The organism is Coprococcus sp. RTP21204st1_G4_RTP21204_210225 (assembly GCF_040915385.1).
Taxonomy (GTDB): domain Bacteria; phylum Bacillota; class Clostridia; order Lachnospirales; family Lachnospiraceae; genus Allocoprococcus; species Allocoprococcus comes.
In genome coordinates, this window is the sequence record NZ_JBCPDP010000001.1 from 188,667 (window position 1) to 211,814 (window position 23,148).

Annotated in this window: 19 protein-coding genes; 5 read left to right on the top strand and 14 right to left on the bottom strand. The window is 41.6% G+C overall.

The window, feature by feature from the left end; all coding sequences use genetic code 11:
- Positions 1 to 55: 55 nt before the first annotated feature.
- The 5 genes from AB5213_RS00925 to AB5213_RS00945 all read right to left on the bottom strand — a co-directional run bounded on the left by AB5213_RS00925 (position 56) and on the right by AB5213_RS00945 (position 7,262).
- Positions 56 to 985, bottom strand: a complete 930-nt coding sequence (locus AB5213_RS00925; RefSeq protein ID WP_173686371.1) for an ABC transporter ATP-binding protein — start codon at positions 983 to 985, stop codon at positions 56 to 58.
- Entirely contained in the window at positions 957 to 2,654 is a 1,698-nt protein-coding gene (locus AB5213_RS00930; protein WP_175305835.1) for an iron ABC transporter permease, read from the bottom strand. The genes AB5213_RS00925 and AB5213_RS00930 overlap by 29 nt, the downstream gene beginning before the upstream one ends.
- The gene (locus AB5213_RS00935) at positions 2,644 to 3,726 is read right to left on the bottom strand and encodes an ABC transporter substrate-binding protein (protein WP_349096593.1); all 1,083 of its coding nucleotides are present in this window, start codon (positions 3,724 to 3,726) and stop codon (positions 2,644 to 2,646) included. The genes AB5213_RS00930 and AB5213_RS00935 overlap by 11 nt, the downstream gene beginning before the upstream one ends.
- Positions 3,727 to 3,967: 241 nt before the next feature.
- Positions 3,968 to 5,377: a magnesium transporter gene (gene mgtE / locus AB5213_RS00940; RefSeq protein WP_022219946.1), complete on the bottom strand. Its 1,410-nt coding sequence runs from the start codon at positions 5,375 to 5,377 to the stop codon at positions 3,968 to 3,970.
- A gap of 400 nt (positions 5,378 to 5,777) precedes the next feature.
- A complete protein-coding gene (locus AB5213_RS00945) occupies positions 5,778 to 7,262 on the bottom strand; it encodes a C69 family dipeptidase (RefSeq protein ID WP_215651804.1) in 1,485 nt (494 codons plus the stop codon).
- Positions 7,263 to 7,446: 184 nt separating this feature from the next.
- On the opposite strand from AB5213_RS00945, the gene AB5213_RS00950 reads away from it, so the two are divergent.
- Together AB5213_RS00950 and AB5213_RS00955 are read left to right on the top strand one after the other, a co-directional pair.
- Positions 7,447 to 7,656, top strand: a complete 210-nt coding sequence (locus AB5213_RS00950) for a hypothetical protein (RefSeq protein ID WP_175306016.1) — start codon at positions 7,447 to 7,449, stop codon at positions 7,654 to 7,656.
- On the top strand, positions 7,656 to 8,066 hold the full coding sequence (locus AB5213_RS00955; RefSeq protein ID WP_055248025.1) for a response regulator: 411 nt from the start codon (positions 7,656 to 7,658) through the stop codon (positions 8,064 to 8,066). Before AB5213_RS00950 ends, AB5213_RS00955 begins: the two co-directional genes overlap by 1 nt.
- Positions 8,067 to 8,181: 115 nt before the next feature.
- Here the strand turns inward: AB5213_RS00955 and AB5213_RS00960 are convergent, their stop codons facing one another.
- From AB5213_RS00960 to AB5213_RS00985, 6 genes are all read right to left on the bottom strand, one after another.
- Entirely contained in the window at positions 8,182 to 8,685 is a 504-nt protein-coding gene (locus tag AB5213_RS00960; RefSeq protein ID WP_055155492.1) for an NUDIX domain-containing protein, read from the bottom strand.
- A gap of 121 nt (positions 8,686 to 8,806) precedes the next feature.
- On the bottom strand, positions 8,807 to 9,313 hold the full coding sequence (locus AB5213_RS00965; protein ID WP_055155493.1) for a hypothetical protein: 507 nt from the start codon (positions 9,311 to 9,313) through the stop codon (positions 8,807 to 8,809).
- A 2-nt stretch (positions 9,314 to 9,315) separates the two neighbouring features.
- Positions 9,316 to 10,164, bottom strand: a complete 849-nt coding sequence (locus AB5213_RS00970) for a class C sortase (protein WP_368276221.1) — start codon at positions 10,162 to 10,164, stop codon at positions 9,316 to 9,318.
- Positions 10,161 to 11,669 (bottom strand): SpaA isopeptide-forming pilin-related protein, encoded by a 1,509-nt coding sequence (locus AB5213_RS00975; protein WP_195548571.1) that lies wholly within the window; start codon positions 11,667 to 11,669, stop codon positions 10,161 to 10,163. Before AB5213_RS00975 ends, AB5213_RS00970 begins: the two co-directional genes overlap by 4 nt.
- A gap of 275 nt (positions 11,670 to 11,944) precedes the next feature.
- Entirely contained in the window at positions 11,945 to 12,397 is a 453-nt protein-coding gene (locus tag AB5213_RS00980) for a hypothetical protein (protein WP_055155495.1), read from the bottom strand.
- Positions 12,398 to 12,519: 122 nt separating this feature from the next.
- Positions 12,520 to 13,014, bottom strand: a complete 495-nt coding sequence (locus tag AB5213_RS00985; protein WP_055296575.1) for an 8-oxo-dGTP diphosphatase — start codon at positions 13,012 to 13,014, stop codon at positions 12,520 to 12,522.
- 485 nt (positions 13,015 to 13,499) lie between these two features.
- Here AB5213_RS00985 and AB5213_RS00990 point away from each other — a divergent pair, with 485 nt between their 5' ends.
- On the top strand, positions 13,500 to 16,373 hold the full coding sequence (locus tag AB5213_RS00990) for an HD domain-containing phosphohydrolase (protein ID WP_368276222.1): 2,874 nt from the start codon (positions 13,500 to 13,502) through the stop codon (positions 16,371 to 16,373).
- Between the two features lie 473 nt (positions 16,374 to 16,846).
- Positions 16,847 to 17,704 (top strand): Rpn family recombination-promoting nuclease/putative transposase, encoded by an 858-nt coding sequence (locus tag AB5213_RS00995; protein ID WP_022219935.1) that lies wholly within the window; start codon positions 16,847 to 16,849, stop codon positions 17,702 to 17,704.
- A 133-nt stretch (positions 17,705 to 17,837) separates the two neighbouring features.
- Here AB5213_RS00995 and AB5213_RS01000 read toward each other — a convergent pair whose 3' ends face one another.
- Complete coding sequence (locus AB5213_RS01000) at positions 17,838 to 19,007, bottom strand: iron-containing alcohol dehydrogenase (RefSeq protein WP_022219934.1); 1,170 nt, start codon at positions 19,005 to 19,007, stop codon at positions 17,838 to 17,840.
- 331 nt (positions 19,008 to 19,338) lie between these two features.
- On the opposite strand from AB5213_RS01000, the gene thrH reads away from it, so the two are divergent.
- The gene (gene thrH / locus AB5213_RS01005; RefSeq protein WP_215633796.1) at positions 19,339 to 19,941 is read left to right on the top strand and encodes a bifunctional phosphoserine phosphatase/homoserine phosphotransferase ThrH; all 603 of its coding nucleotides are present in this window, start codon (positions 19,339 to 19,341) and stop codon (positions 19,939 to 19,941) included.
- A gap of 132 nt (positions 19,942 to 20,073) precedes the next feature.
- Here thrH and AB5213_RS01010 read toward each other — a convergent pair whose 3' ends face one another.
- Together AB5213_RS01010 and AB5213_RS01015 are read right to left on the bottom strand one after the other, a co-directional pair.
- On the bottom strand, positions 20,074 to 21,765 hold the full coding sequence (locus AB5213_RS01010) for an acyl-CoA dehydratase activase (protein ID WP_215633795.1): 1,692 nt from the start codon (positions 21,763 to 21,765) through the stop codon (positions 20,074 to 20,076).
- A complete protein-coding gene (locus tag AB5213_RS01015) occupies positions 21,746 to 23,071 on the bottom strand; it encodes a 2-hydroxyacyl-CoA dehydratase subunit D (RefSeq protein ID WP_008368701.1) in 1,326 nt (441 codons plus the stop codon). The genes AB5213_RS01010 and AB5213_RS01015 overlap by 20 nt, the downstream gene beginning before the upstream one ends.
- Positions 23,072 to 23,148 lie beyond the last annotated feature (77 nt).

Sequence of the window (23,148 nt, forward strand, 5' to 3'; positions counted from 1 at the left end):
GCACTATGCAGGGCAGCATATCAAACTGATATTGTCACCTTGCACAGTGTCTTTTTTATTTCACCCGAAGTTGCACTTCTTTGCCAGCTTCTACTTTTATATTTCTGTCTGTCCGTACAATAATATGTTCATGATTCATTGTTTCAACATAATACTGTCTGTAAAACCCAAGAAATTCTTCCTGTCTTACAATTCCTTTCACAGAACCTTCTGCTGCAAATTCCAGTTCCTCCGGTCTGCAGCATATTGTATTTCCATGGATATCAGTAAAACGGTTGGATATTCCAAGGAAATCTCTTGCAAAATCATTCTGTGGATGCAGATACACCTCTTCCGGCTTTCCAATCTGAACCAACTTTCCCTGATCCATAATAGCGATCTGATCTCCAAGTACCATTGCCTCTTCCTGGTCATGCGTTACAAAAACCATTGTAATTTCATATTTCTTCTGGATTTCACGGATTTCTTCTCTCATTTTTACCCGGAGTTTCGCATCCAGATTACTAAGCGGTTCATCCAGAAGAAGCACCTTCGGTTTTGTGATCAGAGATCTGACCAGTGCTACTCTCTGCTGCTGTCCTCCGGAAATTTCCCCGATCGATGCCCCGGCATATTCTTCCATATCTACGATTTTCAAATATTCCATACCCATTTCTCTGGCTTCTTTTTTTCGGATGCCACGGAACTTCAGACCATAGATCACATTTTCCAGAACACTCATATGTGGAAATAATGCATAAGACTGAAAAACAGTCGATACCGGACGCTTCTCCGGAGCCAGTGTGGTGATATCCTGGCCATCAACCAGGATTTGCCCTTTATCTATTTTTAAAAATCCACTTATCATTTTGAGTGTTGTCGTTTTTCCACAGCCGGATGCTCCCAGAAGACACAACAGTTCTCCCTTTGGAAGGGAGAGTGATAAATCTTTTACTACTTCTTTTTCACCAAAACTTTTACTTATGTTTTTCAGTTCTAAATACACGTTTCTTTTTCCCTTTCCATGCAACAATTATCGAAAACAGCACATTTACTGAAATTGTGATCACAATAATAAATGTCGCAATCATAGATGCTTCTCCATACCGACCTGTGTTAATGCAATCAAATAATGTAAATACTGCAATCTTCTGTCCCGGTGTCACCAGGAAAATAACTGCTCCTGCCGTAACCATCGCACTTGTAAAATTATTGATAAATCCCGTTGCAAATGCCTGCTTTACATTCGGAAGAATGACATCTTTCATTACCAGAAATTTATTCGCTCCAAGATCCCGCGCTGCTGCATCAAGCTCTGTACTGATCTGCAAAAGGGAGGATGCCGAAGCCTTCGTTGTAATTGACATCTGTTTATAGATCATATTCAAGATAACAATGACCGCTGTTCCGGTAAGTTTTAACGGTTCATGATTAAATGCCAGAATATATCCGATTCCAAAACAACTTCCCGGAAGCATATACGGAAGTGTAATAATAAAGTCCAGTACTCCGCCAAATTTTATCTTTCGTCTTTCAATATAATACGAAAGTAAAATACCGATCAGACTGCCGACTATTGCTACAATAAGCGCATATTCCACACTTCGGATAAATGTATCCATATTCCGTTCCAGAAGTGCGTCCAGATACATCGTTGTAAATGTGATTTTCCCACGTAAGTTTCTACTGAAACTGTTTAGAAAAATGGATCCGTATTCAAGCGCCATCATTACAAAAAAGATACCTGCGCCCAGCCATACAATCACTGCTGACAGCCCACGAACCCGGAATGTATCTCCCGCTTCTACCGTCTTATTACTGTTTCCGCTGATGACTTTTTCATTTTTCTGCATTAGATAGCGGTACAAGATAAAAACAAGAATCGTCGGGATCAGAAGCAGTACATTAAGTGCCGCACTCTTATCCAGTCTGGAATATCCGATTACCTGCATATAAATTTCCGTCGAAACTGTTTCAAAACGTCCTCCGATTACCACCGGCGTACCAAAATCCGCAATCGATCGAATAAAGGAAAGTAAAAAACAACTGAGTAAAACCGGCCTTAGCAAAGGAACAATGATTCTCCACAAGGTATATCCCGACGGAGCTCCCAGATCAGAGGAGGCTCTTACAAGCGACATATCCGTTTTTTGCAGCATTCCGATGATCATCAGTGCATTCAGCGATGAAAAAAATAACGTCTGCATAACGACAACACCGACCCATCCGTATGGATTGACGGAAAGCCCAAGAATTCCTTTTGTGATCAGGCCATTTCTTCCGAATAGCTGGATATAAGCAAGTGAAGCTATAAAAGGCGGTGAAACCATACTGATCAGCAAAATACATTCCAGAAATTTCCCCAGTTTTTTTCCTGCTGTCCATACGCAGATTGCCACAAAAAGTCCGGAAATTGTAGAGAAAAATGCCGATAACACACCTACAAATACACTGTTTTTTACAAGCAGCAGATTGTTGCTGAAAATACTTTTATATACCTCTGTTGAGAATCCATTTTCTCCAATAAAGCTCTGCCTTATCATACAAAGCAGCGGATATAAAATAAAAAGCAGAACTCCCGCCACCATTACCGCTAATATAAAATAATCTAAAATATTATAAAAATGGGCATCATAAAATGATGCCCGTTTTTCTCTAGGTTTTCTATTCTTCACCTTTATCTCCCATCAAAGTATTCCACTTATCAAGAATTGTAGTTCTTTCTGCTCCAAAAAGTGAAAGATCTTCTTTCATCAGTTTGCTCTGGTCAAAATCGAGTTCAAGTCCTTCTATACTTGGTTTTACTAATAAACAAGTATTTTTATGATCGATTTCTGCAAGCATCTTCATATTTTCATCATCTGAGAAGAACCATTTGATAAATGCTTTTGCTGCTTCTGTGTTTTCTGCATTTGCAAATGCTGCAACACCTTCCGGAACATATGGCATTCCATCTGTCGGATATACAACTTCAACATCTGCCTGTTCTTTCAGTTCATCTAAAGTTCCATCAATATAAGTAATACCGATTCCAACTTCACCGGCTGCAGTCTTAGTGCTCGGATCAGAACCACGTTTTGAGTAATAATCTACATTCTTATTCAGATCTTCAAAGTATTTCCAGCCTTCTTCTTCTCCCTTTGTCTGAAGAAGTGCATTTACTACTGCGTAGTTTGTTCCTGAAATAGCCGGGTTAGACATCAGGACTTCTCCCTGATATTCTTCTTTTGTAAGGTCATCCCATGATTTAGGAGCTTCAAGTCCTTTTTCTTTTAAAATATCATTGTTAACAATAAATCCTACAACAGTAACACCTTTTGAGAACCAGTAATTATCACTGTCTTTGAATTCCGGTGCAAGTTCATCAGCTGCATCAAAATCTACTTTTTCAAGAAGGTCATTATCTTTTGCATCCATAAATGCATCGATTCCGCCCCCGAACCACAGGTCAGCTGCAGGTGTTCCGCCTTCTGCTTTAAGCTTTGATAAAACTTCTCCTGAAGACATGGAAATGAATTCTACCTTCGGTCCTACTTCTTCTGTAAACTTATCAAATAAAGGCTGATAAGCATCCCCTGTTGTAACAACCTTCAGAGTTCCTTCCAGTTTCTTTGTCTCTTTGTCGTCTTTCTTGGTTTCTTCTTTTTTTGTAGTCTCTTCCTTTTTATCTGAGCTTCCACAGGCTACCATACCTGCTGCCATTGATACTGCAAGGAGAAGAGCTGCAAATTTTTTCATTTTTTTCATAATGTTCCTCCCTTTAACATATCTCTGATATTATTCCGACATGCTTTTTACATTCTAGCACCAGATATTTTAATTTTCAAATTGTTTTTCTCTATAGATAATCATTCCTATAGTTTCTATCTATTTTTTTATTTTTATTTTCTATAAAAGAAATGCATGTGGGATACTGTACTGTCTTTACCGTTTTATTCAGTAAAAGCATTTATATCCTACACGCACTTCGTTTTACTCTCTTTTATAATTATCCCGCCAGATGAAGCACTCCGATCAGCAGAATACCACACAGTCCATAGTAAGCTACAACCGCAACAAGGTCATTGATGGTCGTAATAAGTGGTCCGGATGCTACCGCCGGGTCGATATTGATCTTCTTGAAGAACAGAGGAATCAGTGTACCCACCGCACCGGAAATTACCATTGCCACCATCAGAGACAGACCGATACAGCCGGATACCGCATACGCGAATGTCCAGGTCTTTCCTTTGAAAAGTGCAATATAAAGTCCTAATACGAGGAATGACAAAATTCCAAGAATCGCACCATTTGAAAATGCGATCCGCATCTCTTTGAATACCAGTTCTACTTTCTGCTTTCCTGTCAGTGATTCATCCATCAGAACACGGATCGTTACCGCCAGTGACTGAGTACCGACGTTACCTGCCATGTCCAGGATCAGTGACTGGAAACACATAATGATCGTCAGCTGGCTTACTACCTGCTCAAATACACCTACAACAGAAGATACAACTGTTCCCAGTGCCAGCAGAACAAGCAGCCAAGGGAGACGTTTTTTCATGCTCTCTTTGAGTGGCTCTTTCAAATCTTCTTCTGCAGTCAGACCAGCGAACATCGCATAATCTTCACCCATCTCATCATCGACCAAATCTACAATGCTCTGGGATGTGATAACACCGAGAAGTTTATTATCGTTATCCAGGATCGGAATAGAATTTTCCGAATAATCTTTCAATTTTTCGATACAGTCATCGATCAGCTCGTGACCGTATACATATGGATATGATGTCACGATCAGATCCTCAAGACGTGTATCCTGTCTTGCCGTGATCAGATCCTTCAGATCCATCGCACCGTAGAAGGTGTGATCCGCTGTCACCATAAAAATTGTAGAAATATTGTCATTTTTTGCTGCCTGACTGACAAGTTCGGTCATCGCCTGCTTTACAGTAAGATTCTCTCTGATCTCAATGTAATTCGTGGTCATTCTTGAACCGATCTCTTCATCATCGAATGCAGCAATAACTGCCATATCCTTTCTGGCTTCATCATCCATCAGCTCTAGCAAAAGAGCTCTCTTTTCTTTTGGAATCATCCGCAGTACATCTACAACCGCATCTGTTTCCATTCTGGAAAGAATTGCTGCTGCTTTCCGCACATCCATCTCATCCAGATATTCAGCAGCCTGCTTTTCATCGATATACTCGAAGATATCCGCAAGCATGTCCAGATTCAGAATCCGGCACAATTTCCGCCGCTCTGCAACGGAGAGATCCGGGAATACATCTGCAAGGTCATTCTCATGGTAGTCTTCCAGTTTGTTTCTCATAATTCCCGGAGAGGCATTGCTTCTTACAATGCCCAGGATCTCAGCTCTGTAGTCCTGGTAGTCCTGATAATCCTGTGTATTTTCCATAACTTTCGCCCTCCTTATCCTTTTCCAGCACAAAAACATGCAGAATCAAAGTCTAAAATTCTCCACATTTCTGTCTTTCATCCAATATTCAATTATGAATGTCAATACGGGAAAACAGGATAAGAAATGCTATACGAACAAACAGAATGAACTGCTGCCATTTTCCCATCCTGCGTATATACTTCGCCCATGACTATCACAACTGTCCATTCTGTTCACCTGCCTTTTGTTTGAATTTGATTAAGAAGTTTTCAACTTCCTACGCTATTATAATACCTTAGTCTACAAAATTCAAACCTTTCTGTTTATAAAATTATTTTTTTATCAACTTTTTTCTTATTTTAACACTTACATCATTTTATGATTTTTCTGCCCTCTTCATTTCCCACTCGTATTTTATTTATGCATCCGATCTCGCATAAGAATTCTTCATCTGATTGCTCAGTTCGTACAAAACCTTAGACAGTGTATCCGAAGTTTCCTTCTTCACCATCTTCGCAATCTCCCGGTTCGCTTCCCGTTTGATCTGCATACGCTTTGCTATATCACTTTCTTTCGTAAGATCGTCATCATACCGGTTTATGATCTGATGTGCCTTTGCCATCACATGTTCCTGGTAACGCTCAATATGGAAAATAGACTTTTTATAAGAAGCATCTGCCATCGCAGCGATCATTCTGCTTGACCAGTAGAAGTTCTCCGTCGAAACTTCCCCTGTCGTATTTGCAAAATATTCCGGTGTTTCATCAATATCTGCATAGAATGGAGCCATTACATTAAATGCATTTGATGCAAATGCCACCCATTCAATTGCGCGGGAATCTTCCGGCTGATCCGGTCTCATCTGGATCAAAGACATAAAATCATTTCGATTGATACCAATGGAACGATATGCACCATTCATTGATTTGTCCCCGTAAGCTCCATACGGATCATAAGGTGTTCCCTGATAATGTGAAGACAGAACATATTTTACATCTTCTACTGTAATCTTCTTTTCCGGAACCATACACCACGGAATATCATCGGATACTGGTGTATAATCTGCATCCGGTCCGTCCCAGCTGTATGAATTTGGATTCAGGTAACGTTCCATAAACCAGGCTCTCGGTGTATTGTATACATGATCCGAGTCATCATGGCTTCCAAAAACATCTCTTGGATTTAAGGTTCCATCCATGGACGGGTTCAGATGATATTTCTCAATGAATTCCTTCATATCCGGAGAACACATATAATTTTTCTGCTCACCAAGTGCATCTTCCAGATCAAATTCATCCATTCCAAGCTGGTTCGGCATCACCACATAAACCTCATCCGGCACTTTTCTGGCAATCCAGTGATGTCCGCCGATTGTTTCCAGCCACCAGATCTCATTTACATCCTCGAATGCAATCCCATTCATCTCATAAGTACCGTATTTCTCGAGAATACTTCCAAGTCTCTGCACGCCTTCTCTTGCGCTGTGGATATAAGGAAGCACGATATATACAATGTCCTCTTCCCCGATTCCACCTGCAATTTCTTCCTGGTCGTCTGACTTCGGCTGATATGTAACCAACGGATCCGCTCCAAGCACACGTGGATTGGATGTGATCGTTTCGGTTGCCGTCATTCCTACCTGTGCTTCATTTACCCCGCTTGCCGCCCAGATTCCTTCCCCCTTGACTGCGTTCGGCATGGCGGTATAACGCATCGGATTCTCCGGTAATTCTATTTTCACATGCGAAATCACTGATTCATATACCTTCGGCTGATCTTCCGGATGAATCACCACAAATTTTTTCGGCATATAAGCGCCTGACGGTGAATCATCATTCCTTGCGATCATCGTAGAACCGTCATACGATGCCTTTTTTCCAACCAGTATTGTTGTACAAGCCATTTTATTTTCCTCCTGTTATCTCCTGACAAAATTTTTTTCGTCTAATTGAAATTATAGAATCATTCCTTCTTTTTTTCAACCACCAGACAATTTGTTTGTATTTCAAATTTTTCGTGGACGAATTCGCAAAAACAAGGTAAAGTAATTTTATAAACTTTACACTTTACTTGAGAGGGACTTCCTTATGAATAATGACAAGGATAATGCAACTTTATATGCTGAGCTGAAAGCCGAACGTTTTATGACAGATCAGATTTCCCTGCTTCATGAAGCAGAAGATCTGGCTGACGGTATCAATTTTATGCTCAAATCGATCGGAGAATTTACAGACGCCGACCGTGCTTATGTATTTGAAACCAGTGAAAATCATACTTCTACCAATACTTATGAGTAGTGCGCCGCAGGAGTCACCCCGCAGATCTTACGGATCTTCATATTCTTGTTGTAGAGGATAATGAACTGAACCTTGAGATTGCTGTTTTCTCTCTGGAAGCCGCAGGACTTAATGTATCCACAGCCATCAACGGACTGGAAGCCGTCCAGCTTTTTGAAAAATCAAAGCCATATGAATACGACATCATTCTTATGGATATTATGATGCCGGTTATGAATGGTCTAGATGCCGCAAAGGCGATCCGCGGACTTTCCCGCCCTGATGCCCCAACGGTTCCAATCATTGCCCTCAGCGCCAATGCTTTTGCGGAAGATATCCAGAAGTCAAAGAATGCTGGAATCAATGAGCATCTCGCAAAGCCACTGGAAATGGATAAGGTGTTGAAAGTGATTGCATCATATTGCAAGTAGCAGAAAGAAACAGATACTCGCTATGTATTGCATATTTTTTCAGAGTTTCTGTTTTATAAAAAATCGGATTATCAGGCGATCTGTCATTTCCCCGATAATCCGATTTTTATTTTACTTACATCTCAAATGCTTTCTTTATACTGTCATAATGCAGAAACTTTCCTTCTGCCGCAAATGCCTTAATTTCATCTAATGTTGCAAACATATAACCATCTGTCTCTGCCTCCTGAAGATGGAGATCTTTTTCATCAATATCCATCACAAAACGATACACGTCTACGAAATAATTATCTCCTTCCCCCGGATTCTCTCTCTTGTAAGTGAAAAGATAACCTCCGTCTGCCTGGCTTACATCCAGTCCTGTTTCTTCTCTGACTTCTCTTAATACAGCATCGTAAGACGCTTCTCCCGCCTGCGCAGCACCGCCGGATACCTCCCACCAGCCCGGTGCCCAGGCTTTCGTCATTACCCTTTTAGTGATCAGAAATTTCCCGTCCGGTCTTGCTACAACGCCAAGAACAGTAAGGTGATACTCCCCGTTCTTCAGACACCAGTCATTGCGCTTCATCGTTCTTCCTGTTGGTTTCTTATCTGCATCATAAATATCCCATAATTCCATTGTCTGCATCTCCTGTCCGTCTTGTCTGTAGTTTCTTATGTCATTATAATATGTCTTTTAAGACTTCACAATCCTTTGCAGACGAAAAAATCATTTTGCAAAATCTTATTTGCAATATTCATCAACAGCTTCTCTCCGCCATCCAGTTTCTTCTTGTCCCCCGCCTCTCTGTAAATCCTACAATATCTTTCAGCAGAATAATCAGTTCAAATCCGCTCCGGTACGGATAATCCCTTCCCCAGATGTGGACGATTCCCTGAAACGAGGCAAACTCTCTTCCCATCACCTTTAACCAGAAGATTGCTGCGTGCCCCGATTTTTTCATCTGTTCCATGTCCGGCACGTTCCCAGTCTCCAGATAACGTCTTCTTTTCTGGCATCGTCTGACCTGCGCTTTTCTCAGAAGCACGCCATTCTGCTCGCAAGTTTCATCCAGATACAGCAAAAGCCCGTCAAATCCTGTGAAATTGATCTGTGCATCCTCTCTTTTGGCATCCTTCCAGTACAGAATATTTCCAGACGGAATCCTCCCTTTTTCCCAGTACATCCGGATAAAGAAAAGCTCCCCGATATGTCTGTTATCATCCAGCGACCGCTCTTCTGTTTTTTCAGCAAATACTGTCTGCATTTTTATCCCCCCTCATTTATATTTATCCTCTTTTTTTTTTTCTTCCTTTTCCAGCACAAGATCATGCCTGCCACGAGTACATTAAGACCGATTGCAGCATACCATCTCCGATACGTCTTCTCTCCTGTCAAGATTGACTCCGCTCTCTCCGTCACCTCACAGCGTACGCCCCGCACCAGAAGCCGTTTGGTATTGATACCGTAAGGCGTACATGTCAGTAATGTGCAGTAATCCTTCTCCTTATCCAGGGCAAGCAGTCCCGTTTCCTCCGGTTCTACAATATCGATCCGATCGATTTGATAGAAAATCGTCTGCCGGAGCACTGTAATTGTAAAATAGTCTCCCACCTTCAGCTTGTCCAGATCCGAGAAAAGTTTCGCCCCCGGCAGTCCTCTGTGGGAAGAAAGCACCGCATGTGTTCCCTTTCCGCCTATCGGGAAACTGCTTCCTTCCACATGTCCTGCGCCATTGCAGATTGCAAAATCACCCGTTCCATGGTAAATCGGAAGTTTCACCCGGATTTCCGGAATTTCCAGATATCCCATCACACCGTCAGATGTCATATTCAAAAGTGCTCCATAACTATCAGCATTTTTGTCATTCGGCACTGGGTTATTCTGTTCCAGAAGCATCACATTATACGCTCTTGTCTGTGCGATCATTTCCTCTTCCTTCCTGGCATCCAGCTTCTCCACTGACCTTTCATATCCATCTACCACCCTGCTTTGCCGACCGGCATTCCAGATCTTTCCGACTTTTGGATAGAGCATGACCGCGATTCCCACAAAAAGGATTCCTGTCCATATAAAAAAGAAAAGTCTTCCCCTTCGTTCCGGCTTATTCACTATCATACAATTCGTTTTCGTCTTTTTGTATTCAACAGGACAACTCCTGCAACAATTGCAATCAGTACTCCACTGACCGTAAAGATCATTTCACCTGTTCCACCTGTCCCCGGAAGAAGTTTTCCTGATTTATTTACAACAACTTTTACCTTTGCTGCAAAATCTTCATTTGTATAAGTTACCTTTGTCCCAGTCTCACTTTCTGTAACATTTCCGTTTTCATCAAGATATGTGCTGGCGTCCGTTCTTATCGCCCTGATCTTTTCGGCACTTACCAGAAATGACTCCGTCAGCTTGTTATATCCTTCTGGTGCTTTTGTTTCTGTAACTCTGTAATCACCCATCTTCAGACCTTTGATCACCACAGCTCCATCACTTCCGGCTTTCACCTTTCCGGTTCCGGTCTGTCCGCCTTTTACAGTATACACACCTCTTTCTTCTTCTGCCTGAACCGGGAACGGCACTTCAAATTCCACTCCGGTAAGTGCCTCTCCTTTTTCATTGACCTTCTGGATCACAACCGCATAGGTATCTGTTGTTGTAGAATCCTCTATCGAGCTTTTTCCCGGTTCCTCTGTCGTATAATTCCATGAAAATCTGGCACTGTTCTTATTTCCTTCACCGTCGATCACTGCTTTATCGTTTAACACAGCCGTATAATCAATGGTAATTCTTGCCCCGGTATCATAAAGATTTTTCCAGCCATTTTCTCCTTCATCCGCTGCCCAAGGGATCGTAACCGGGAAAGTTGTATTTTCAAACTGTTCCAGCGGTTCTTCTTCAATCATCACAGATGAGATCTTTGCTGCATCAAATCCGGTCGGAAGAGTATCTTCAATAATGAATTCCTTGATCTGCTTGTCTGCAACATAATTCGAGGTGTTGATCTGTAAACGGAAATGAACCGTTTCACCGATACTGACATTATTTTCCTTTACCTGTTTACCATCGTCAAGTACAATACTTTTCCCTCCGGCATTCCCGTCATTCCCCGGAGTCCACTGCGGCTCCTTACTGTTTTTGTCCACGATCTGCGCGTCTTTTGCAACACTCGTTACCATGATCATACCGCCATCTTTTAAAGTGCTGGTGACATAATAGTAGCCGTATGGAAGACCGGTGATTTTTAATATAGAGCCATCGGATGTTTCACTGCATATCTTTGTTCCATTCTCCTTAATCCATTCAATTGCACCTTCTGAAAGCTGTTCGTTAGAATCTGTTTTATATGCTTCTTTTTTCGCCGATATGTTTCCTACCGAATCTTTCTCAAAATACGGATTATCTACAAAATTTTTTGTACTATACGCTACTGAAGTCCCTTCCGCATTCACTTTTGCATCAAATACTTTATAGATAGAATATACAATCCCTTTTGATGCATTCTCAATCGTAATACTGCCATTACCTCCTGCCCCCGATACACTTTCCTGTGCAAATGCCGTCATCGACATCCCCACGATCGTTACTGCCATTACCAAAACGGATAACAGCCGTCTCAATTGTCTCATTCTTTTTCCTCTCTTTCTTTTTATTTTCGGATCCTTTCCTCATTTTACACATCCATACAACCGTTTTCCGTTTCTTTTCCGTCCAAAAACCGTTTCTTTTTCATCCTTTTTTCGTTTCTTTTACAAATTCTTTTGGACCATTCAATTTTTATTCCTTTTACAGCAGACATTCACAATCAAAAAACTGTACAAAGAATGTGTAGTCCAATAAAATCTCTTCAAAAAAATCGGGAGGCTGTCTGATAACAGTCTCCCGATTTTTGCTATATTTCCCATTATTCTTTTTGATTCAACAACGTTCCCAAAGTGTTTTCCGCCCAGCTGTAATTCGTCATATACACTCCTTTAAACAGCTTTTTATGTTTTTCCTCATCCTCCAGGTAGTCATACAGATCACACTCCACATGTTCTGTGCGGATACGGCTCTCCTGATTTACCCGGTGCAGGACTCTTTCGATTCCGTATGCATTTAACGTTCTCCGAAGTTCTTTTACCACTTTGCGGAATTTATCTTTTATTCTTTTTTCTGTACATTCATCCTCCCATAAATAACTGATTGCATCCCCCGTCGTCACAAATCCTCCTCTTCTGTCAACCAGAAGTGCCAACAGTTCTTTGGCTTTCTTACATGAAAAAGGAATCGTTTCCCCATCCACAAAAATATCAAAATAACCGAATGTGCGGATTACAATCCTTTTCCCTTCCATCTTTGTCAACTCACTATACATTCTCTTTTCCCCCTTCATTTAATGAGAATCTTTATCATCATACACTATCCAAATGAGCAGACTCAACATTCCATGCCAAAACATTACTTTCGTAACTTTTTCACACTATTCGACATTCCACTTTAACACTCTCTTCTTCTGAAATCTTTCATCTCTTTTCCATCTAACGCTGCATATTCCAGAACATCATCTGTGTTATATACAAGCTTTAATGAAAAAAACGGCTGCTCATTTTCGAGGAGTTCAAAAAAGATCCGATCCCCTTCCCACAATTCCAGTTCTCCGATCTTAGACTTTTCTACCCATTCCAGTTCTCCTTCATCACACGCAATCGGCGTTCCTGTAAAACCATCTGCCGTATAAAGCGACATATATTCTACTACATCTTCGCCATATACAAAGGTTACAATCCCACGATATCTCCAGGATGTCAGCGTGTATCCTGTCTCTTCCCATACCTCACGAAGAAGACATTCCTCCGGACTTTCCCCTTTTTCAAAATGACCGCCTACTCCGATCCACTTGTCTTTATTGATATCATTTTCTTTGATAGTCCGGTGAAGCATCAGATATTTTCCATCCTGTTCAATATAACAAAGTGTGCTTAATTTTACCATTTTACGTTCCCTTTCATACACAAAATATTTTGATGTTTGGGTCAAAAGGTATTTTGACCCCTTTGATACCAGATTGCTACGTGCTTTGCACTCTCGCAATCCTCAAAAGCATTCGTAATCCGCTCATTTTTCTTTAAAAAATGGCTACTTACTCATATTTTTGGCGGGTCAAGAGGTCAAAAAACCTCTTGCAAGCAAGCTTGCATCGGCTTTCTGACCTTTTGACCCTGGTATCAATATTTTATGAAAATTATAATCTATCTTCTGGTATTTCTCAACTTCCATGACCTGTCTTTTTCCACCATTCCCCCTTCTCTTTAATTGCAAATATTGTCCGCAAATAGTATAATGATGTTTAAGGATTGTGGGAATTGCGTAGCAATGGAGCAATCCGGTTACATCAGTAAGTGGCAAAATTCACTTTTGACACTCACATCGTATAATATCTTCAAATAGACCAAAATTGTAGATAAGGAGTCTCTGTTTTGACAAAAGAAAACTATAAAATAAGCAAAATCCAGATCGGATTTTACTATCTTCTGATGTTCCTGATACTTATCTGGTTTCTGGTAATACAATTCACAGGAATTAACAATCACAATGCCAGAATCCAATCCAGCGACATCACATATCGTGGTACTTTTACCTGGATTCACTCCGATGGAAGCAAAGAACAGATTGCCGTCCCCGGACATTACAATGTTCCTGCAAAAGAGACTATGGTCATTACCACAACACTTCCTGAAAATTATACGCAAAGTTCACTGGCTATACGTTCCTCTCTGCAGGATATCCATTTCTATATTGACGGAGTGCTTCGCACTGAATACTCAACCAAAGACCATCGACTGACTGGGAAAAATTCTGCCAGCTGTTATGTTTTCTGTCCTACTTCAACAGCTGATGCAGGAAAAGAACTCCGTATTGAGCTGACTACCAATACCTCTAACTATTCCGGTGTAGTCAATGAGATCTATTCCGGAGACAAGAGTGATATCTGGGAATATATTTTTGAATCTTACGGGCTTGAGACTATTATTGCTTTCTTTATCTTGTTCGCCGGTATCATTACCATCCTTTTCAGTATCGCACTCGGAATTGTCTATGACAGAAAATTCGATATGGAATATCTTGGATGGTGCATGACCATGGGAGCTACATGGATGCTCGGCGAATCCAAGCTCAGACAGCTTATAGTTCCGAATCCATCTGCACTGGGAACTTTATGCTTTGTGATGATCATGCTCGTTCCGATCCCGGTACTTTTTTATGCAGATCTCATTCAGCAGGGGCGTTATAAAAAGCCTTACTTTTACCTTGGCTGTGTGGCATTTTGTAACTTTTTGATCTGTCTGGTTCTTCATCTGACTGGCACCGCTGATTTTATTGAAACTCTGCCGGGCGCCCACGTGATTCTTGCAGTCACCTTCTTTCTGATTTTCCTGACTTTCTGTCTGGATATGCGAAAGAAAGAATACCGGAAAAACAAATTGGTGCTGATTGGCCTGATCATTGCAATGCTTGCCATCGCCATCGAATCCATTTCTACATATTTTGTAGTTTTGATTTCCGGTCTTTTTATTGGTGTCAGCATGTTGATCCTTCTTTTCATTAACATTATCCGTACAATAAAGAATGTGCATACCATTGAAATGCATCGTCAAAAAGAGGAGCTTTTGAAACGTAAACGGCAGATGGAAAAAATTTCCTTACAGATGATGCAGACTCTCTCTACAACCATCGAGGCCAAGGACGAATACACCAGAGGGCACTCCCATCGTGTTGCGGAATACTCTGCACTGATTGCGCAGGAAATGGGTTGGAATCGCTCTGAAATCGTCAATCTCCGACATGCTGCTCATCTGCATGATATCGGAAAAGTCGGCATCCCTGATATTATTTTAAACAAGCCATCCAGACTGACAAACGAAGAGTACGCTGTTATTAAGGAACATACGGTTATTGGTGCTGAGATTTTGAAAAATGTTTCGATCATCAATCATGTAACCGAAGTTGCCCGATCTCATCATGAGCGTTATGATGGCCATGGTTATCCGGACGGTCTAAAAGGTGAAGAAATTCCGATCCATGCGCGAATCGTTGCTGTTGCTGACAGCTATGACGCAATGAATTCCCGCCGTATTTACCGTAATTCTCTTCCAAAAGAAACAATTTATGAAGAAATACGCAAAAACAGAGGAACTCAGTTCGATCCGGAAATCGCAGATATTTTTCTCAGACTGATGGATGAGAATCGTCTGACAATCACAGATACTTATCTGGAAATTGATGATGAGCCAGCTCTTCCTGGCATGGAATTTGAAATCAGCAACTTCATTTCCAATGTTATGAATACGATGAAGAGCCAGGAGGAATCAGAAAATTTTGATCTTCTTACCGGACTCCCTATGCGAAATACCGGTCAGAAAATGATCGCACAGCTGATGCAGGAACACAATGGCTGTCTGATCTTTATGGATATGGATAATCTGAAAAAGATAAATGATATCTACGGTCATAAAGCCGGCGACCGTGCACTGAAAGCACTTGGCGCTCTCCTCTCCGAGCATATCGGAAATTCGGTTGGCTGCAGGTTTGGTGGCGATGAATTCCTTCTTTTTGTACCAGATGCCGGTAAAAATGAAATATCCGAGCTTATGGAAACTCTGTTTTCCCGCTTTGATTCTGAGAAGAAAAAAGATTTTGAGATCCGTGTTGCATCCATTTCTGCCGGACTTTGCATGTGTACCAAGGGAGATTCCTTTGACGAGTGTTCTTCCAAAGCAGATAAAGCACTCTATTATGTCAAGCAAAACGGAAAACACAACTTCTTTTTCTATCAACAGATGGGCAATACCGTATTTCCGGTTTCCAGCGTAGCAAAAGATCTTTCCCTTGTGGCAAAAGCACTCCGCAACAGCGGAAACTATTCCGGAGCACTTAATCTTAATTACCGTGAATTTTCTAAGATTTATGAGTACATCAACCAACTTGGAGAACGACATAAATACCATTGTTTCCTGGTCATGGTCACAATGGAAACCGCTCCAGATTCTATGATGTATATTGAAAATATTGAACAGGCACTGGAATACATGGAGGAAGCGATCCGTCACAAGATCCGTAGGATTGACGTATGTACACGGTATAGTGCCATGCAGTATCTGATCATTTTATTTGAATCAGATGAAAGTCAGATTCCAAAAGTTATGGATCGTATTTTCATTCAGTATTATAAACTGTACGATAAACGGGATTTCATTCCGAAGTATGAATATCTTCCGGTAAATGAACACTCGGAGGAAACAAATCCTCAAAACACTTCAGATCACCTTAACCAAGATATCCATCCAGTATAGAAATTTTACTACCTGAGACTTTTATCTGCTGTGAAATGCAATTTTCCAAACTTATTAAAAAATGAGGAAAACAACCGGTTTTCACTTCGATGTTTTCCTCATTTTTCTGTATTACTTGTTTATTCTTTTCTTCCTCTGACCTTTCCGGTCAGCAGTGCCACCACGATCACTGCGCCTGCAAATATTGTCTATAGAAATCCCAACGAAATTTTTCGACTGTTTTCGAAATTGCCGTTTCAGCAGACTTATGCTACGATATCCATACGCAAACAAACTTCTTCTTGTTTGCAACCTTATCTATTCAACCCAATCTCATTTTCGGAGCCAGTTTCCGGCAACTTTTTCCGACAATGAACGACAACTGAAAATATCCGGATTGAGATCGCCTCTTTTACATATTCCCGTCATATGTTAATATAATCATATAGCCTTTCTCCTTTCGGAACATTTTTATCTAATGAAAGGAGAAACAAATGAACAAAAGAAAAGAATTCTCAAAACTTAATCTGTTGGACAGATTTTTATTCGATGAAGCAATGGAAGATTCAGAGAATATGAAAACGGTACTGGATATTATTCTGGGGCAGGATATCCCACTTAGATTGCCACCACATTCTGAAAAAGAAATACGGACTTTTCCGGATAACCGGCAGGTCCGATTAGATGTCTATGCATGGGATGACGATGATACTGTGTACGATACAGAAGCGCAGAAGGAAGATACAAAGAATCTTCCCAAACGCAGCCGCTTCTATCAGGCGGTACTGGACAGTAATCTGCTACCGCCTGGAAGCGTTGATTTCAATAAACTAAATCGAGCTTTTATCATTCTGATCATGCCCTTTGATCCATTCGGAAAAGGATTTTACAAGTATACTTTCCGAATGAAATGCGAAGAATGTCCAGATCTTGATCTGCAAGATGATGCAACACGTATTTTTCTGAACTGCCATGGCACGCATCCTGAAATGGTATCACCGGAACTGATAGAGTTACTTCATTACATGGAAAAATCAACGAATGAGGTCGCGGGTTCGTGCACAAGCCAGAAGATTAAATTGCTCCATCAGAAAGTCTGTCAGATCAGGTCGAACAAGAAAATGGAGGCGAAGTTCATGCGGGCATGGGAAGAAAGAGAAATAGAACGGCAAAAAGCCTTTGCTGAGGGTGAGGAAGCTGGAATCGAGACGGGAAAAACTCAAGGAAAAAATGACCTTTTAAAAAGTCAGGTCAAAAAGAAATTAGAAAAAAAATATTCCAAAGAACAAATCGCAGATATGCTGGAAGAAGATATCGCAACCATTGAAACAATTATTAACGAATTACAATAGCTAAATGCTAGCCAGAAAGAGAAAAACTATCACTGATATCTTTTCCTGCATACCAGATCACGACAGCAAGAGATCCCTGCACCATTTACGGCACAGGGATCCCTTTAATCTCTTTCAGTTCCATTCCAATTAGCTAGAAGCACTCCAGAAATATTTCCAGAATCTCCTCATGTGTCATCTTCTTATAACTTCCATCCACCAGATAACAAGAATCCGCAATTTCTTTCAGATCCTCTTTTTTCTCCACGCCTACTTCCCGAAGTGTTGTCGGAAGTCCGATCTCTCTGATAAAATCAGCCAATGCCTCTACGCCAGCTTCAGCCATCTCTTCATCGGTACGTCCATTTCTCGGAATTCTCCATACATTTTCCGCAAACCGGGTAAATTTCTTTGCGCCTGCCTGACAGATATGCCGATAATAAACCGGATGCAGCACAGCAAGTCCACATCCATGACTGCAGTTGGTATAAGCACTGATCTGATGCTCCATCTGATGGCATTCAAAATCACATTTTTTGCCGAGCTTGATGATCCGGTTCTCCGCCATGGTAGACAGCCACATCAGATTACTTCTTGCTGTATAATCCTCCGGATTTACCAATGCCGCACGAAGACTTGTTATCACGCCGCGCATCAGAGCTTCCGAAATATCATCTGATACGTTATCCTCGTCCGGCTCACTGAAATAAGTCTCCATAACGTGAGACAGGATATCAAAGCTTCCTGCCACCATCTGTTTTGTCGGAACAGTATAAGTGTAAGTCGGATCCATTAATGCAAATTCCGGATTGCATTTCGGATAATCCCGGTCTGTCTTGATCATGACCTCTTCATTGGTAATAACTGCTCCCCCGTTGCACTCGCTGCCTGTTCCGGACGCTGTTACGATCACGCCAAGTGGCATCGGTTCAAAATCCACAACACCCTTCTTCGCCCAGTACTCATCCCACACATCTTTCTCGCTGACCGCTGCCATGGAAATTGCCTTGCTACAGTCCATAACCGAACCACCGCCGACTGCAAGGATCCAGTCCACCTGTTTTTCCTTTACCAGCTTTGTGCCTTCAAGCACCTTCTTATAAGTCGGATTTTCCATGATCCCCGGAAATTCAATGATCGTTTTCCCGGCTTTTTCAAGTGCCGCTATGACTTCCTCATAAACTCCATTTTTCTTGATCGAGCCGCCGCCATAGGCAAGCAGAACCTTATCCCCATGCACCGCAGCGATTTTCGGCAAATACTCGCCGACACATCCTTTCCCGAAATATACTTTCGTTTTATTTTCAAAAATAAAGTTATTCATCCTTTTTCTCCTTTATGCAATTTGAGCAAAATATGTTTCGGCAGATTTTCTTTTTTCAATGATTCATTCCGAAACATCCCTCTTTTGTCACAGATACTTATATTATAGTCCCTGAAAAAATTTATCGTCAATATCTTTCCGGTTCGCACACATTCCAAAATGGAACCCGCAATTTTCCCGACTGACTTCTTTACATGGTTTTCCATACCATCATGTAGTTTATACAGGTTTCTCTCCCACAATTTTTAATCAATTACAAAAAAGAATGCAAAATAAACAGATATATGGTATGATAGAAAGCAAAAAACAGAAAGTACAGGAGGGTTAACATATGTATATTACTTGTCTGGATGTCGAAGGAGTACTTGTACCGGAAATCTGGGTTGCATTTGCAGAAGCAAGTGGAATTCCGGAACTGAAAAGAACCACAAGAGATGAACCTGATTATAACAAACTGATGCGTTGGAGACTGGATACTTTAAAAGCGCATGGTCTCGGGATCAAAGAAATTCAGGAAACAATTTCCAAGATTGATCCGCTTCCGGGCGCAAAAGACTTCCTGGATGAGCTACGTTCCTTCACCCAGGTAATCCTTCTTAGTGATACCTTCACCGAATTTGCAATGCCGCTCATGGAAAAGCTTGGTCATCCGACGCTTTTCTGCAATAGTCTGGAAATTACAGAAAACGGCGAGATCACAGACTTCAAGATGCGTGTGGAAAATTCCAAACTAACAACCGTAAAGGCACTGCAATCCATCGGATTTGAAACGATTGCAAGTGGGGATTCTTACAACGATCTTGGTATGATCCAGGCAAGTAAGGCAGGATTTTTATTCCGTACAACCGACAAGATCAAAGCGGATTATCCGCAGATCCCGGCATATGAAACCTACGAAGAGCTGCTTGGCGCAATTAAAGATGCAATGAAATAAAAGATAATTGCATATTGCATGGCGATATGCGTAAAAAACCTTACCGGTTTTCAGTTTTTACATCTGAAAATTGGTAAGGTTTCTCTTTTTTATGCAATATAAAATAATGTCCGGTGATTACAAACACAACCTCTACACACTGCACTTCTCATATGCAAACAATGCAGCTCCAAGCGCACCACAAAGCTGTGCCTCGTCGCAAATATACAATTTCGCATCCAGCTTTTCTTCCAGTGCTTTGATGATTCCAGGATTCTTTGCCACTCCGCCTGTCATCATATATTCTCCCGGATTCTTTTTTCCAAGACGTGCCGCCAGTGCTCCTACTTTCGAAGCAACCGACACATTCAGACCATGGATGATATCTGCCACATCTTTATTCTGAGCCACAAGTGATACCACCTCTGACTCAGCGAACACCGTACACATACTGGAAATCACAATATTTTCCTTCCATTCCAATCCTTTTGTACTCATCTCTTCAAGAGAAAGTCCCAAAGTCCGTGCCATCATTTCCAGAAACCTTCCGGTTCCTGCCGCACATTTGTCATTCATCAGGAAATTCTTTACTGCGCCATTTTCATCGATGCTGATCGCCTTGATATCCTGTCCGCCGATATCGATCACCGTCCGCACATTCGGGTTCAGGTAATGCGCACCTTTGGCATGACAGGTGATCTCTGTAATACTGTCATCCCCGCTTTCAATATAAGCACGTCCATATCCCGTCGTGACAATTCTGACGATTTCTTCTTTCTTAATTCCTGCCTTCTCTACGGCAAGATCCAGACTTTTCTCCGCACTCATCATCGCTCCGCCGCCTGTCGGAATGATCATCGTAGATTTAATTTTTCCGTCCTGATCCAGAATCACAACGTCTGTACTTGTAGAGCCACTGTCGATCCCTGCTACATAATATATTCCTGACTCCATCTTTTTTCTTGCCTCCTCACTGATTCCTTTTCCCGGATCCATATCTTCCGATCCTTCAATCGTCTCTGCAAATGCTTGGATTCTCGTCAGTAACTGTCCAGCGCTCTGACTTGTAAAATCCGTCTCGATTTTCAGAAGCGGTACTTTGATATTCTTTTTAATGCTCGCATATTCAAATCCATAATAATCACAGAATTTGATCGTATGATAAATAATTCCCTTCAGGTTTGGATCCAGATACAGCTGATTTCTCCGAGTGTTGTTATTCATTCGGAAACACGGGATCTGGCAAAGCAGGGCATCCGCATAAGCCAGAAACATTTTTTCTTCATCCATCTGTCTCATCTGCTCCAGAACAACTGCAAGCTGTCTTCCGCCGGTGCAGGTAAGATTGTCCACGTCCATCTGAATATTATCCCGGATCATTTTTTCAAGAATACCCGTTACACGCACACCCAGCAGACCAATGTATGGCTTCATTTCTGTCTCATTTTCTGTAAATGAATTTAAAAATGCTTCCTTATCAAATGTTTTTCCGGAAAATTTTTCGTATGCTTTTTTCAGACGCATGATTGCCTGTGCATACTTTACCTTCTCACATTCATTATCCTCATGCGGAAGATCCAGCATATATAAAAATTTGCATTTTCCGGTGCTCTCTACAATATCATAAACTCTCCGCGCAGAATCACAGCAGTTCACAAGTACAAGCTGCTTGACCTTTCCTTCCAGAACTGCCTGAATCACAGATTTCCCAAAGCCGCACAGATTTGCGTGTGCGATCTGATCCGACATTTCAAAGTTCTCCGGCATTTCCTCCAGTACGGCACACTCTTCTCCAAATGCATTCAATAACTCTACCGGCGTATATTTACAGACATAATGTATCATCTGACCCAGCCCCCTTTCCGTGATTTGCGGCATATTTTTCTGCTTTATTTACCTTCAGCATCTCCATATAAGCCTGAAGTCTTGTAGAAATCTGTCCATCACTGCTGTTTGCCGGATTACATCCATCTCCATCAAGGATCATGGTCGGGATCCCTGCTTCCTCAAGCGATCCTTTGATCAGACTGGAAGCTCCGATCGTACCTTTGCATCCCCAATGTGTAAAAAGGATTCCTCCATCCACATTTGTCTGCGCCGCAAGCTCTTTTGCCTTCTGGATTCTCTGCTTGACGCTTCCATTGTAAATGCAGTTCACCATCTTTTCTGCCATGGACTCATACGGATCTTCATAATGTGTCTTCTGAAATCCGTCTGCCACAAAGTCACAGGCACTGATATGAATCTGGTCACTGTAATTGAAAATATCCTTTACCGGTTCCTGCAAAAATGGCATCATATGCATCCAGAGAATATGCAGACCTTCGCTCTTCGGTGCCTTTTTCACATCTTCCAGAAGCAATTTCGTGTACTTGACTGCCTCCTGCGACCCCGCCATGAGGTGGCACATGAAAATCGCGTACAGCTCATTGGTCAGGCTCGTGACCGGATCATGTTCTTTGCGCAGTGCCAGCTGTTCATGATAATATGCGGCTGCCTGGTTGCTGTTATTGACCGCCTGCCGTACTGCCTCTTCGGAAATCTTCTTTCCAGTAACATCTTCTAAAAATGCTTTCAACTCCCGGAGCTGATCTGCCACATATTTTACAGAATCTTCGTTCTTGTCATATGGTACATCTATAAAAAATCCCGGAAGCATATTTTTCTGCTTCAGATACGGGAAGGTCATCATATTGCTGTCACATGCCAGATTTGTGTAGATCATACATTTTGGCTTTGGCACAAGTCCGGATAGTGCCGCCCCAAGGAAAACTCTGTGATAGGAGCACATCGTTTCCGGAAATCCCTCTTCTTCTGTTTTTCTCAAAAATGTCTGCTCACATCTTGTTCCCGCGATAAAGCAGGACATTGCTTCTACCGAATACGGAGTCAGCCCTGCCGCCGTCAAAAGCTCTCCCGGAACAAAGATGCTGACCATCGCTGAATTTTCAGGCTTTGAAAGTGCCTGGATGATATTTTTCATAACAATTCTTGCTACATACTGTCCCGACTTGGGCAGTTTTTTATCTGAAAAAAAGAGCAGTCGTTTCTCCTGAAGTCGGTATCCTGTAAGAAGAAGCCTGCGCGCCTTCCCGGGATCCTCCAGAGACATACTGCTCACTGCGTTACCAAATTTTTGTATAATGTCCATTATAGAATTCCTCTCTGTTTTGCCTTTACTTGCTGTCTGATATATTATAGCAGTTGTGTCGGGAAAGTAAAGAGGAA